General features: G+C 53.0%; 11 protein-coding genes and 2 pseudogenes. 6 read left to right on the top strand and 7 right to left on the bottom strand.

Annotation, left to right across the window (positions count from 1 at the left end; all coding sequences use genetic code 11):
- The first annotated feature begins 117 nt into the window (after nt 1-117).
- The 4 genes from BBD46_RS03330 (at nt 118) to BBD46_RS03315 (ending at nt 6730) form a co-directional block, all read left to right on the top strand.
- Nucleotides 118-1776: a transposase gene (locus BBD46_RS03330; protein WP_071400346.1), complete on the top strand. Its 1659-nt coding sequence runs from the start codon at nt 118-120 to the stop codon at nt 1774-1776.
- Between the two features lie 294 nt (nt 1777-2070).
- Nucleotides 2071-3843 carry a transposase gene (locus tag BBD46_RS03325; RefSeq protein WP_253184495.1) on the top strand — a complete coding sequence of 591 codons (1773 nt, stop codon included), beginning with the start codon at nt 2071-2073 and terminating at the stop codon, nt 3841-3843.
- Nucleotides 3844-4205: 362 nt separating this feature from the next.
- Entirely contained in the window at nt 4206-5324 is a 1119-nt protein-coding gene (locus BBD46_RS03320; protein ID WP_071400345.1) for a tyrosine-type recombinase/integrase, read from the top strand.
- A 1187-nt stretch (nt 5325-6511) separates the two neighbouring features.
- Nucleotides 6512-6730, top strand: coding sequence for a hypothetical protein (locus tag BBD46_RS03315; RefSeq protein ID WP_139173485.1), 219 nt, complete (start codon nt 6512-6514; stop codon nt 6728-6730).
- Between the two features lie 178 nt (nt 6731-6908).
- Here the strand turns inward: BBD46_RS03315 and BBD46_RS03310 are convergent.
- The 3 genes and pseudogenes from BBD46_RS03310 to BBD46_RS03300 all read right to left on the bottom strand — a co-directional run.
- Nucleotides 6909-7730, bottom strand: a pseudogene (locus tag BBD46_RS03310) (ISH6 family transposase); the annotation flags it as partial.
- 131 nt (nt 7731-7861) lie between these two features.
- On the bottom strand, nt 7862-8149 hold the full coding sequence (locus BBD46_RS03305; RefSeq protein ID WP_071400343.1) for a PadR family transcriptional regulator: 288 nt from the start codon (nt 8147-8149) through the stop codon (nt 7862-7864).
- 191 nt (nt 8150-8340) lie between these two features.
- Nucleotides 8341-9702: a tyrosine-type recombinase/integrase gene (locus tag BBD46_RS03300; protein ID WP_071400342.1), complete on the bottom strand. Its 1362-nt coding sequence runs from the start codon at nt 9700-9702 to the stop codon at nt 8341-8343.
- A gap of 486 nt (nt 9703-10188) precedes the next feature.
- Here BBD46_RS03300 and BBD46_RS03295 point away from each other — a divergent pair, with 486 nt between their 5' ends.
- Nucleotides 10189-10821, top strand: a complete 633-nt coding sequence (locus tag BBD46_RS03295) for a ribbon-helix-helix domain-containing protein (RefSeq protein ID WP_071400341.1) — start codon at nt 10189-10191, stop codon at nt 10819-10821.
- A gap of 47 nt (nt 10822-10868) precedes the next feature.
- On the opposite strand, the gene BBD46_RS23080 is transcribed toward BBD46_RS03295, so the two are convergent.
- Together BBD46_RS23080 and BBD46_RS03290 are read right to left on the bottom strand one after the other, a co-directional pair.
- Nucleotides 10869-11300, bottom strand: a complete 432-nt coding sequence (locus BBD46_RS23080) for a transposase (protein ID WP_253184496.1) — start codon at nt 11298-11300, stop codon at nt 10869-10871.
- Complete coding sequence (locus BBD46_RS03290) at nt 11251-11436, bottom strand: DUF2080 family transposase-associated protein (RefSeq protein ID WP_071400340.1); 186 nt, start codon at nt 11434-11436, stop codon at nt 11251-11253. Before BBD46_RS03290 ends, BBD46_RS23080 begins: the two co-directional genes overlap by 50 nt.
- A 564-nt stretch (nt 11437-12000) precedes the next feature.
- On the opposite strand from BBD46_RS03290, the gene BBD46_RS22065 reads away from it, so the two are divergent.
- Entirely contained in the window at nt 12001-12558 is a 558-nt protein-coding gene (locus BBD46_RS22065) for a homing endonuclease associated repeat-containing protein (protein WP_139173483.1), read from the top strand.
- Nucleotides 12559-12751: 193 nt separating this feature from the next.
- On the opposite strand, the gene BBD46_RS21490 is transcribed toward BBD46_RS22065, so the two are convergent.
- Together BBD46_RS21490 and BBD46_RS22520 are read right to left on the bottom strand one after the other, a co-directional pair.
- Nucleotides 12752-13411, bottom strand: a complete 660-nt coding sequence (locus BBD46_RS21490; protein WP_084777668.1) for an archaellin/type IV pilin N-terminal domain-containing protein — start codon at nt 13409-13411, stop codon at nt 12752-12754.
- Nucleotides 13412-13413: 2 nt separating this feature from the next.
- Nucleotides 13414-13803 (bottom strand): annotated as a pseudogene (locus BBD46_RS22520) (flagellin); the annotation flags it as partial.
- Nucleotides 13804-13899: the final 96 nt, after the last annotated feature.

The following is a 13899-nucleotide window of genomic DNA, read 5'->3' as shown; positions in this document are numbered from 1 at the left end:
ACCATCTCAGCATTCACCCTGCTCTCTGGTATGAGAACTGTTCTATGACACCCTCTGCTTGGCCTGTACTGAGCAGTATAGATAGGCTCTTGCAGTCGAGTCAACAGCGTTCGACCAATGGCCTCGACGCAGGCTTCGCGATGCGATGTCTTTCGAGCGATTGCAACGGATTCGTACCGAGAGTGGCCAGCGTACGACACGATAAGGTTGTACAACCGGAGTTCGCTCGGCGCACTCGAAGAAGATATTCAAACAGTCGCATCGGTCTGGTTTGCTCACGAAGACCACAACTCGGTTGACGAGTTCATTTGCGAGATCCCGTTACAATACGTTGATCTGGCTCCTCACAATCAGTACGATGAGCCAGCAACGTACGCAATGCGAACGCTGGTTCGGGCGTTTCTGCTGAAAGAAGCCTACGGCTGGGATCACGAAACCGCACTCCTTGAGTATCTCAAAGACCAGCCAGTGATCCACCAGCAGCTTGGCTTTGAGACGCTTCCCGATCAATCAACACTCTGGCGGACGTGGCACTGCCGATTTTCACCTGATCTCCAGGAGACGATTCAGAAGAGCGCACGAACCGTTCTCATCAACGCCAACAGGGAAGACATCAATGTCCCTAGAGACCCGCTCCGTACCTCTGAAAGCCAGGAAGACAACCGTCTTACCGATCACGAAGTGCTCACCCATACAAATGAAATTACTGAACAGGTAACTCATATCGCCTATCCAGCGTTCTCGCTTAATCGCGGGGACAGCTGTGAGATCCATCCGAATGCGTTCTGGGATCTCCAGACGTATCTGGGGCTTCGGGAGAACCTGGCAGCGAACGAAGGAGCGCGTAGTTTCCTCTATGACTCGCAGCGGGAGCGAACTCCGTTAGGGCATGCTCATCGAGATCATATCCGTGATCTCTCGATCGAGTCGATCCGTGAGATGTACCACGAGGCGTTGCAGCGGCTCATCGACCGAGTGTCGGAGACGGATGTTTTTCATCGAGCTGGACTCGTTGCGATTGATACGACCGAGGCAGAGCCGTTTACAGGCGATCGAACAGGCCACGAAGACGAGATACTCGGTACGAAAGATGGTGAATACGCTTACCAGTGGGCAACCGTGCAGTTAGTTGGAAAGGCTGTTCCGTTAGTCTTGGATGCTCGGCCGATCCGAAAAGGAGAGAGTCGTCGTGAGATCGTTGAGGATCTGCTAGACTCCGCACAGGGCCTCGTTCACGTCGATCGTGTGTTAATGGATCGGGCGTTCGATAGTCAGCACATCCTCGAAGAAATCGATCAACGCGGCCTCGGGTATGTTGTTCCGAAGCGGATGTACACGAGCGAACGAGCTCAAGCAAAGCGTCTACTCCGGTGGGATCGAGACCGCTACGTTACTGACCGTAAACTCCACTTGGGGAAGAACGAGTGGCATGAGACCACCCTAATCTACAGACGACGAGAAAACGCTGAAAGTAACGATTACACGCAGTACAGTGTCTTCATGACGAACCGCCGTCCAGGAGCGGTTCACTTCTATGGTTCTCGGTGGGAGATTGAGAGCGGCTACAAGAGCATCAAACGGTTCATGGCAGCGACGACGTCGAAGAACTTTGTGCTACGATTTTTCTACTTCGCGTTCGCCAGTCTATTGTATTCGATTTGGAGAGCGGTTGATTTGCTTGTACAGATTGAATTGACCGGCGAGTACGAGCAGACACCACTCGTAACGGCTGAGAACACGCTCACGCTGTTGAAGAAGGAAACCGGAATCGGGTGAACAGCTGCTCTATCCACATGAGAGAGTTAGTTTTGAGTGGCGACACTGGAAGCTACCTCGGAAGAGCGTCGAAACCCTTCTAAGATTGATAGGAATTAGCGGTTGAAAGGGTGTCTGAAAGATCACCGATCGACTTATTTGTCCGAATTCACCGACAACAAGCCTGCTAAACCTACTGTAGTCTCATCTTCAGGGAGCCAACCTGGAGTTGCGAACGACAGGATCTATGCACGGGATTAGGAGTTGGGACTGGAGTTCGACCGACTGACCCAGCGGGATTGAGCAGTCACCAGGGTGGTCACAGACGAGACAGATCGGGTCGGTGCTGCCTCGGGCAGCGCCGACCCACAACTGGATGAACAGCTCGCAGACATCGACCCGCTTTCTGGCGGGTGGGGACTGCTGACCCAGCAGGCTGATGAGGTGCTCGATGAGACGACAACAGCGGTCGAGGTGGTCAGTCACCTCGACCTCTCGACATACGCCCGAGACGACCCGTACCCAGAGTGGCATGACTCGAAGCCGTTCGAGCCGACGCTTCGGGCAATTCTGTTGGGCGAACTCGATGACGCGTCCGATGCCGCCGTGCATCGGACGCTCGAGACCAATCCTGACACGGCCGATGCCCTCGGATTCGATCCAGCGGACGTTCCCGATCAGAGTACGCTCTCGCGTGCGCGAGACAATCGCTTCGCAGAGCTGGAGCGGACGATTGAGGTGAGTTGCCGCCAAATTCAGACGCTCGCTGCCCGCCGTGGCAGCCCAATTGGAGCACCCACTCCGGACAGCGCTTCGACGGAGTCAACAGACTCCTCGAAGCGCACGATCAACCGACTCATCCGCGGCAAGACCCGCGAAGTGCTGGACGAACTCACCACAGTCGTGTTCCCAGCCATCGAGTTTGATCGTTCCGAGGACGCGATCTACGACGACGAGGAGTTGCTCCTGTTGGAGACGTTACTCGGGGTCACAGGCACCGCCGCCAACGGCGGTGCCGAGACCTACGGCGATTACGTTAACCCCGATCCGGAGATTGACGAACCGTTCTTTGTGGACGGTCCTACCGGCGAGACGCTCCTGGCGGCGATCAAAGACCTGGACGTTGAGGGGATCACCGAGATGGTCAATCGGGGCGCGGCCCGCGTCTTGACGCGGGCCAAGCCCACCATCGAGTTCGAACATCCGGCAATGCTGGCGATCGACATGACGTACATCGCCTATTACGGCCAACGCGACGAACTCGTCCGTGTACAGGGAGCGCCCAAAGACAAGTCCTACGACTGGTGTTACAAGGTTGCCACAGCGAGTATCGTCGGTGACAACGTCCTGTTCACGGCGGCAATGCTGCCAATCGGTGATGCCGATGATCACGACCCGGCCGCCTACGCTGGCGAGGAGAAATCGTATCGAGTCGGCGGCGTCGTCCGCCGACTCGTTGACATCGTTGAACAGCGTGCGAACTTGCGTATTCGTCGCGTGTTCGCCGATAGGGAGTTCCACGCCGCAGACGTAGTTGCTGCACTCGAGGAGCGTAGCCTGTTCTACGTGATTCCAGCCGCGCGCGATGACCGCGTCAAGCGGTTCATCGCGCGCATGAACGTAGATGTGGACGGCCAAAAGCAAGTGACAGTACGAGACGAGTACGGGATCTACGGGCCAGTCAAAGACAGCGGTGGCGTCAGAAAACGAGCCGAAACGACGCTCGTCGGCCTCCCACCGGACGAAGATCGTGACCAGACCCAGGTGTTCCTGACGAATCTCGACGTGAACGACGAGATTCGTCTGGATCGACGCTCGACGCGTCGCCGGATCAAACGCTACACTCGCCGTGGCGGAATAGAGAACGCTTACGGCGGAATCAAGCAGTTCGCACCGTGGACGACCTCACGAAAGTACGCGGTGCGGTTGTTCCACTTCGGATTCGCGATGCTGCTGTACGACATGTGGTTGCTTGTCGATCTCCTCGTTCAGCGGTCGCTCGGTATCGTCGAGTTCCGCACGAAACCGCGGGTGATCGCCCCGCGGTTTCGTGCCTTCCTCCGTCGGAGGTTGGTCACATTGATATAGAGCCCGTCCCGTGCCTGCCCCTCCTGAGAGGCATCGCTGTCCAGACAACCGAAGTTTCGTCTCGAACCACGACCAGCTGGCCGCTCACCGAGGTGAGTGGCCGCTGAGTGCAGGTCACTTGGCTCTCGATCCGTCAGTCACTCCCGTTCAGCCGCCGACCCGTGCATAGGATTGATGGTATTCGCAACTCCGGGCCAACAGTTCTGTATAGCCATATGTGATTTACGATCTGCTGTTTTTGGACTACAGACCCCCTACCGTACACAGACGCCGGATAGAGACGATACAGTACTTACTTGGCTAAATACCAGTTTAACCAAGTAGATTTACGAGGGTCGATGCTGTACCCCACAGTGAGACTCATGGATTCGGGAAATTCAGCACCTACGACCGGTTCTCGCGGCCGCGACTCCCAGGGTACGACCGTCGAGGAGTCGGTCGAACGCTACCTTAACTCGCTGGACTCGGGCGGCAGCCGCGTCAGCATGCGACCAGCGCTGAACGAGTTCGTCCAGTTCTGCGACCAAGAGGGAGTCGGCAGCGTCGACAATCTCGATTCGAGTGACTGTCGCGAGTACGGTCTTCGGCTTCGCGAGCGAACGATTGACGGCGACCTCGCGGGTTCGACGGCGAATACGTACTTCCGATACGTCCGCGCGTTCCTTTCGTTCTGTGTGCGCGACGAACAGCTCGACACGAACCCCGCTGACACCGAACGCGCCGAGGAATTCCTTCCCGAGGATCGGGCAACGAGAGACACGCAATTTTGGTCGCCCGAGCAGCGCCGGCAGCTACTCGAGTACGCTAACGAGCGCGTCCGCATGGCTCGTGAGGAGACCATCGACGTGCCACTCGAGCGGGCCTACCGTGACCGGACTATCGTCGTCCTGCTCGCGGAACTCGGCGTTCGTGGGGCCGAACTCTTTCGCGACAGAAACGACGACGATCGGCACGGCCTTCGGTGGGGAGACGTCGATCTCACCAACCGCACACTCGAAGTCTACGGGAAGTCCCGCGAGTACGAGGCGGTCGGGTTGACTGACCGCGCACACAACGCACTCTCACGCCTACAGCGGGTGCAAGAGCCACCGACCGACGACTGGCCGGTGTTCCCGACCGGCCACACGGCATCGAAGTACCAGGCTGTCGAGGACGCTACCGGTGAGCGGCCGGACCCCGGAACGGATATCGACGCCGTCTGTCGGGAGCAAGCGATTGCACCGCCGTCGATCACCAAGGAGGCCGGCCGCCAGATCCTCAAGACACTCACCGGAGAGGCTGACATCGAACTCGAAGGCGACCAGGAGTATCTGAAGCCCCACGGTGCCCGTCGTGCACTCGGCGCTGAACTGTACGAAAGCGGCCACTCGGAGTTAGCACAGGCGGCGCTCCGGCACAAGTCAATCGAGACGACACACGAGGCGTACAGCGATATCCAGGCGGCCGACGTTGCCGAGTCGATCGACGAGGTGCGAGAGTAACGATGGGCTCGAGAACTACCTACACATGCACTTGCTCAACGTGCGGATATCAGCGCGAGTTCCTCGAAAAATCGAAAGCCAAGCAAGCCCGAAACTATCAAAGTACAAAAAGAACGGCCATGCGGTCGGCGTAGGCTCAAGTGTGGTTCAGAATCCCAATGTATTCGAGAAACTGCGGTACTGGACGCATGAGCGTTCGTATGAGTTCGAACGGAACTACAAGTGGTGGATGTGGTTCTATCGGCTCCGCTGAGATATTTGCCGCTGGATGTAATGCAGCGAAAGACTGAAAGTGGTTGCCTCCGTCGGTACCAATTGCCTAAGCCCGGAGAGGGAGTTGTACTTCTAACTCCCCCGGATCTGACCGCGTAGAGCGTTCAGCATATAGATACTCGTAATCAGTGCCACAATCGAAATCTCGAGTGAAAGCTCAAGTGCAATCATAGTTGATACTCACCACGCGAATTTCCCCTCCAAAGCGCCTAAGCCCGGAGAGGGCAACCCGCGCAGATATTGGTATTCAGGCATCCCTCATAAAATGTGGTGTTGTTATGAAAGTAATGGCGTGCAATACACAACTGAGGTTGCACACGTGTACAGCGTGTGTCTAAAACGCTGTAATCCCGTTTCAGAAAAACACTTAGAACTCGAGATATTCAATATTACATAGGTGATGCAGGGGCGATACAGACTGAATAGAAGGAGATCTGTGGCAATGAACGCTATATTTATCTATTATAGCACAATCGCGAGCATGTCGATGCCCTCGAGCTAGTCGTAGTCGACGTTGCGGCCAGTCAACTTATCGAAGACGTTCTCGGCGAACGCGTGTACGTCCTACCCGCGAGCGGCTTGCGGAAGCGTTCGGTAAGTAGCTAGCGGCAGTTTGAAAGGACTAACTCACGAAATTCGACACCTGAACCCGTTATGAAGCCCCGACATATTCTATTCGCGTTTGTGGGTGCGTTTGTAATCACCAGTGCCGTGGCCCTCGTGCTCGTCGGCACCGGAACCGTGTTCTGTGACTATTTTGGCGACAATCTGTGGCATTCTACCTGTTCATAGCCCGTCGAATAGTTGCTATTCTGAGGACGGTCCGTACTCGAGTACCTCCGAGTCTTCCCCTCGCCTGCCGACAAACGGTTTCCATCGACACATTAAATAGCGAAATGACAGTAGGTCAATTAGTGTCGAAAATCAAATTCGATTTTGACGACGATTTGATTGCTGTCGAGGATCACGACCGCAAGCGACGGCTCGTTGCAGCACGAGATGATGAGGGTGGCTGGCGCATCCTCGAAGGCCCAATCGACAGTCCGTACGCACTCTCACAGAAGGCTACCGCCGAGACAGCGAATCAAGTTCTTATTGGTGTGTTGCGGTGGCTTGACGAGTCTGACGAGTAACCGATGATTCTCAGCGTACTTACTCGAGTACCACGTCGGTTGGCTGCTTGCTGACGCCATGCACGCAACTCCACGAGTGAGTTGAACTCATGAGCAAGTGTCTTGCTCGTCGCTGGACCGCCGTTTAACAAGTACTCCTCTGGATTCAGACAACAAATCGGTCCCGTCCCAAAGTCGTCTAGAGTTCGCCTCTGGTAGCTTCAGTTGACACCTCCATTGTGATGGCTGTTTTGGCTGAGCGCTCGAGCAGTTCGTCGGCGAACGCCGCGAACTGCTCGGGGTCGGCGTACTGCACCAGATTCACCCAGAGAAGCGACTCTAGCCCCGCTTCTGACCACCGCATCCATTGATTCTTACACCGTTTCGAAACTTCACCCATAGCTCGTTCGACCACGTTCGATGTCCACGGAACCTGCTGTTGGTCAAGCGCGAGTTCCGCGAACGTCACGGTTGCTTCCGCCCATTCCCGGAGGTACGCCGCTGCTTTCGGGGAGTCTTGGCGCTCTAGCCTCCAGGCTTCTTTCCGAAGGTTCTCGAGCGTTTGGTCGATCCGCTCGCGGATCACCAAACGCTCATTCCTCGGTGCATGAAGTGCGACAGAGTTCTTCAGATGGAACAGATCATCAGTAACGCCAGCGACGATCGCTTTCCGCTCGGAGAGCGGAAACGCATCGTCTTTCCAGAGCTTGTACCCGAGCGTTCGACCGACGTGAACGAGATCGATCTGGTGAGATCGGTGACCATTCTCGAACGCATCGACGAGCGCTTTCTCGGCGTCACTGACGACTGTTGCGTCGTCAGTGATCGCCTCGGTCTCCTCGAGAGCCGCTGCTGTCTCATCCCAAGGATCGTTGAGATTGACGTCTAAGAGCGTCGTTTCCGAGTCTTCCTCGGCGGTCTGTCCGAGGGTGACGTTGCCGTCGTGGTATGTGCAGTGATCGTCCTGGCTATGACACTTCGTTCCGTCAGGAACGACAGTGTCTGTGTTCGTCCCAGGAAGCCAAGATTCTGGCTCAGATTAATGCCACTCCGATGAGTTCTTGTCACCGGTTTCGGATCCCATACTCTCGTCGTCAGAATCGTCGTCTGACTGGCACTTCAACAGATCAAATGGGCCACAAATGAGATCAATCATCCATCGAGAAATTCACCAACGTACTGATTTTCCCACTCTCGCCGAGCTTCAATCTCGCGCTGGCCGCGTCGAGTAACACTGTAGATGTTTGTTCGGCGATCTGCTTGTCCTTTCTCGACGAGTCCTTTGTCAACGAGGGTATCGAGGTTCGGATAGAGCCGCCCATGGTGTATTTCTGTCTCATAGTAGTCCTCGAGTTCATCTTTAATTGCAAGCCCGTGTGGTTCATCCTGTCCAGCAATCGTATAGAGTAGGTCTCGTTGAAAGCCAGTGAGATCGTACATAAAAATGAATTGATGTAAGTGTGTGTTAAAAACATCGATATTCACCAAGGTGCAAGATGGACATCCTGGGCTTGTTCGGAAATCGTGACCTGTCTCGGGCTGAACTCTGAAGTTCCTTTCTTCGGCTCAATGCGTGAACCGCCTCGGGGTCAAGCCCCGAGGCACTCGCCTTGCTTTCTCTGTAGAGGATGTCACTTAAAACTCCCTGTCAGAGAACCAGTCTTGTAGAAGTAATAAGCTATCAACAAGACGAATAGAAGCGCAAGAATACCGATGCTAGAGGCCTCAATTGACATTGTCTCTAGTTCAATGAATCCAGCCTGAACTAGCGCGAAGAGCATCATTATAGCAGCACAAACAACACCAATTATCCAAAACAATGTCCGGAGAACCGGAGATTTAGGGGGTTCAATCGTTTCGTCTCCATATCTGTTAGTCATGGCAGTGGTGGATCGTTCAGCGGCCCGATCAACGGTTCCAAGCACTGCTTTGAGAGTCGCTGGGAATGGTGTCAAAGTTCGTGACTGCTGGTCGTCTTCAGAGAAGATGTCGCCAATATCAGATCGGTGACGGCGTTCATTCTCCCATTCCTCAACTGACTCATGGCGACGCTTGGAGGAGGGCTCAGGCAATCGCTCGTGGTTCTCGATAACATCGGATAAAGTTGGACGTTCGAGTGCTAAGGATCCATCATCGCGCTCGATGAAATCCGATGCATAATCTTCGTGTGTTCGAATCGCGTGATTCGACGGATCGTAATGGAAGTTATCAGGGGGGCGATGTGACCGCGGGTGGATGAGTGCACGCGAGATTGGATTACTTTGACTCGCTCGTTCTTCACGAACACTCTTCGAAAATAGCATTGGATCAAATGGCTCTCTCTGGTACGGCAATGGGTTAGCAACAAGCGGATATTGTTCTTGAGGTTCCCCAGGATACATCGCCGGCGCTATATCTCCCTTTCTGAAGGCATGATAGACAATATCAGTTGTAAAAGCGCCTGCACGGCGTAAATAGCGTGAGGCGGTCTCAATGCGTGTCCACCCCATGATGTCTTGGAGTGCCTTCGGGTGCCGGATATACGTCGCAGTGTGGGTGGCTGCAGTCGCTCGGAGACCTCGAATCGTAATTTTATTGGGATCAACGCCCTCCGCATGTTCGGCTGCATCTTCGACGATGTTCATCATCGTCGGTTGGGTGACCTTCAGATATTCGTGTTGGTCAAGGAATTCCATAACTACAGCTGTCAGACGGCGGGAGTGCCCGAACGGAACCCGGCGAGCACTCCGTTCATATTTTGGCTGCCATCGTTCCTCGTAGAATATCTCTCTCGCTGTCCGTTCATCTTGGGTATCGCTGTCATCGTCTTCCTTACTATCTTCGTAATCAGATTCAAACGGTGAGTCGTCACTCTCGAGAAGTTGATCAGCAATCTGCGTCGGATCCTCCTCTTTGTCTAAGCTCATGTTTTCTTCAACTACATCGGCAATTTCGTCGCGAAGCGCCTCATCATCACCAGCTGCTTTCCGTTTTGCAGCGACCCAGCAGTTCATGCACCCACAGGGGTCATGCCGAGGGATAGCGATTTCACCACGATGCCAGTCGATCCAGGCCTCACGAACATGCTGAATCTCTCCTGTCCGGAGACCAAGTCGACCCGCAAGAAGGATGATGTAACACGCTTTGAGTCGCCTCTCATGATCTTCGATTTCTAAGGCTCCGAGATAGAGACGGCGGAAGGTTGGCTGACGCAATGCTTCGTCAGAAGACCGTTCAGTCTCCAACATTTCGTTAGAACGGTATTCTAACCGCTCTGTGTTAAACCTGATAGCCGAAGCGCGTGTGAACTACGCTAAACACCCACACTTATATATTAGAACCTATCTGAGGTTTTGCACACGGGTCTCCAGAATATAATAACGGTGTGGTATTTTTTGGATTTAAGGCCCTTCATGTGTCCTATTGTAGAGGCTTCGTAATCGGTTCACCATTGATTAGAATACAAAGCAAATTAATAGGTGTCTTGTATTCTACCAGGTATGGATCCAATTACACTCCGTCTTCAAGAAGATCTCTGTGAGCAACTAGAAGAAGAGTCCAAAGAACTCGGATATAGTAGCCGGTCCGAATACATCCGACATCTCCTCCAACACCGTGTCCAGATCCGTGAGAGGCTATCAAATCTACCGGCGAATACACCTAACAACCACCGAGAACAACAAGAGAAAATCACTGAGTTGAATAATCAAATCAATAACCTTGAACAGAGAGTAAAAGCGGTCGAGGATACACTTCCAGAAAGCACTCTACAACCGAAAAATAGCTGTGAAGAAGCTATCTCATCAGATTTCACTCCAGAATTAGAGACATTGCTTGACAATTGGCTAATACGTGAAGGACCTAACAGTGACCAGGCGAAAGAAGTCCTCCTACGCGCTGCAAAGATTCTTTCCGAAAAAGAGCCACTTTCTACTGAGTCTACCAAAGATCAACTCTACGAACAGATCATAGTGGAGTATGACACACCTGAGACGATGTGGCAAGCCACAGTTCAGAGATACTATGACCAAATTCCCGGTTTTGAGAAAGTCGAACGCGGCCAATACAATTTTGACTGTCAAAAGGCCCATTCTCATCTACAAGAATACAGATCAGTTGATGACTTTCAATAGCCAACGAGTGAACTACCGTTCTGATTTTCAGTAGTATTCGGTAGTGGTTACTCACAATCAGTAGTACTGGCGAGGACAGCTTGTGTCACACTACGTCTGGGTCGCCGCTGACCCATGTTACTCCCGTGATTTCTGTGCAGTCCACCCATATCTCCCTCCTCCGGTTTCGCAGTGAGTGACCGGGAACGGTGCTGAGAGAGGCGTGTCTGACGACCGCTCGCCATATCCTGTTTGCCGGTCGCGGACTGAACGCCAGACACCTCAGCGGTTGGTGATTCCCTTGAGGCTTCAGAACGGGCACACTCTGAGGAGTGTGATGGAAAGCTGGCGTGATTCCCTGCCGAGATATACTCAGCAGGGTTCGCCGTCTCCATCTTGCACCTATCGAGGTGTTTCCGTCCGACGTTGACCGCCCCAGCCACGTCCCGGTCACACTCGTAGCCACAATTCGGGCAGTGGAAATTCGTCGTCGTGGTCAGGTTCTGTTGTGCGGACGAGTTTCACCGTTGCGCCGATCCAGTCTTTCGGGCCGGTAACGTGTGCGCCGCCACTCCCGATCGGCTTCACTTCCCGTTCAACGATTTCCTTCCCTTCGATTTCGCACCTGTCTCCCATACTCTCCCATATGCTATCTATAAATTTGCTGTGGCTAACTCAGAGTATTCGACTCTCTAGGTATCTGAAAATGCTTCTTGTTGAGAACACAATGTCAAAAAGACAACCTTTTGAGGGAGGAAATAGTTAGCAAGAATATGTCGGGACCCTCCAACCAACAGAACGATTCTGATGAGCCTGGCCGACAGTGTCCTGAATGTGGGAGTTACCTTACTCGAGATCCATACACGAGCAACTGGAGCTGTACGAACTCACATTGTGGCTTTCGAACAATCCAACTTGGGTAAACACTGTGGTTTTCTCTCGTGTGGTGCCAGTCGGTCCAACACCACCGGAGGCAAGATTCCCCTCGCAGGTACTCCAGTTTGCACGCAAGCCGTCGGGCCTTGTGAGAGGCGTGGTGTAGAAGTTGATGTAGGCATGCCGAACACTCACAGAACGGAGACACACTTCTACCATGCCCTCACGGACACCATCATTACAGACGATACAATAGTGGAGTCAAAAATTAGACAGTTCTCAGCAGCCAAAAATATTAGCAGTGTGTGGGCTAATAAGCCAAATATGAAGAAAATTCCTCGTGAAGACTTACTCGGAGAATTACAGCGATTGGCTGCGGTGCTCGGCCATCCACCAACGACAACAGAAATGGATGAACACGGCCAATATAGCGCTGTAACATACCATTCTCGGTTCGGATCTTGGAACGAAGCGTTATCAGCAGTTGGATTCGAACCGTCGAGAAAACGTCGAGTAACAGATGATGAACTTCGAGACGATCTTAATCGACTAGCTGAGAAACTCGGTCGAGCGCCTACATCAGCAGAGGTTGATGAAGAGGGGACATATCACAGTCAAACATACCGTGATCGGTTCGGCTCTTGGGACGAAGTGCTTGATGAAGTTGGTATGGAAACCACTGGATCTGGTTATATTCCTGATGAAGCACTTATTGACGAAATCAATCGGCTTTACGAGACGTATGACCGTGCGCCCACGACAACTGAAATGCGACAGGACGGACAGTACAGTCTGCCAACCTACCTAAAACGCTTTGACAGTTGGGATGGCGCTCTTAACGAGGCCGAAATTCCACTTCCCGACCGTTCTGTGGATGATTGAGTTGAGATTATATTTTATGTGATGGGAGTGGACGACTGAGAAGGGTCTATTCGCCGATAAGAATTCGATAGTTGACAAAAACGTCCACGGTAACGGCAACGACCGGCACCATCGTAACAAACACGATGCGGGTGTCGATCCCACTTAACCGCGGCCGTTTTAACGTTATTCGTGAATTGGAATGTTTGCGTCGTTAGAGACGCACCGATTCGTCGTCGCTGTTGAAGAGGTCTGGTGCACGCAATTCAACCTGAGTCGTTGCACCCGATGGTGAAACGATATCAAGAGTTGCCTGTTGACCTTCTCCGAAGGCATCAGCACCACTACTTCCAAGCGGATTATCTGCTGGATTGAGAACAATGGAATATTCACCGTTCTCAGAGTCGATTACTGCATCAGATGTCGATTGATATTCTCCATCTGTGTTTACTACTCCAAAGAATTCATCATCGAGGTCCTCAGCAGCAGCATCCTCGTCAATATCCCCGCCACTATCGTCTGCATCAGCCATCTCGAGGTTGTCATGGCCTTCAGGCCCAACAACTTGGACGATAGTCTCGCTAAGATCGATGTCATCTGCGCCTGGTGCGCCACTCACACCAATACGAATACTTTCAAGAGTTCCATCATCTGCATCATCAACATCCCCAACGGTAGTAGTGACATCGATGCGTTCAGAGACGAGGTCGGTACTTTCTTCACCGGTAGCTTCAGCCTGTGACTGCAACATTCCAGCGGTATTAATGAGAACACCCGCAGCGATAGCGGCAACAAGCACCATCGCAATGAATACAATAAGCGTACCGATACCTACCTGACCGCGGTCGTTTTCAGAAGATTTGTTGACAAACATGATCACAGCCTCACTGAGTCATCCTCAACGATCGTCGTTGGGATACGGACTTCTTGTTCAACCGAGGCACCTGCATCCGTTGTAAAGATGACAGTCAATCGCTCTCCTTCAACAAGAGCATTCTCATCTCCTGCATAATCTATTTCGTCAAACTCAAAGCTTACCTCAGCACGATCGCTATTTTCAACTAGGACGTTACCCTCCATGCCCTGAACATCGTCAATTTCCATACCATTGTCATCTTCTAGCTCAAGTGTTTCCTCACCAGAATCGCCAATGAGCTGGACAGTGCTTTCCTCAAGATCGACCGGATCAGATCCGGGTGCCGTTGCTAAAACGAAATGGAGGTCTGTGATGACTGAATCTCCATCTTCGACATCACCACCAAAGCCATTAGTAGTATCAGCGTCATCATCAACAGTACCAGAGGTGCCATTGGTCTTTAGCTAAGCCTCAGCAGTCGGTTGGATGGTGGTAGCGAGCTGTTC

Source organism: Natrialba sp. SSL1, assembly GCF_001861355.1.
Lineage (GTDB): Archaea > Halobacteriota > Halobacteria > Halobacteriales > Natrialbaceae > Natrialba.
Note: the sequence above shows the minus strand (reverse complement) of the source record. Positions and strands in the feature narration are given on the sequence as shown.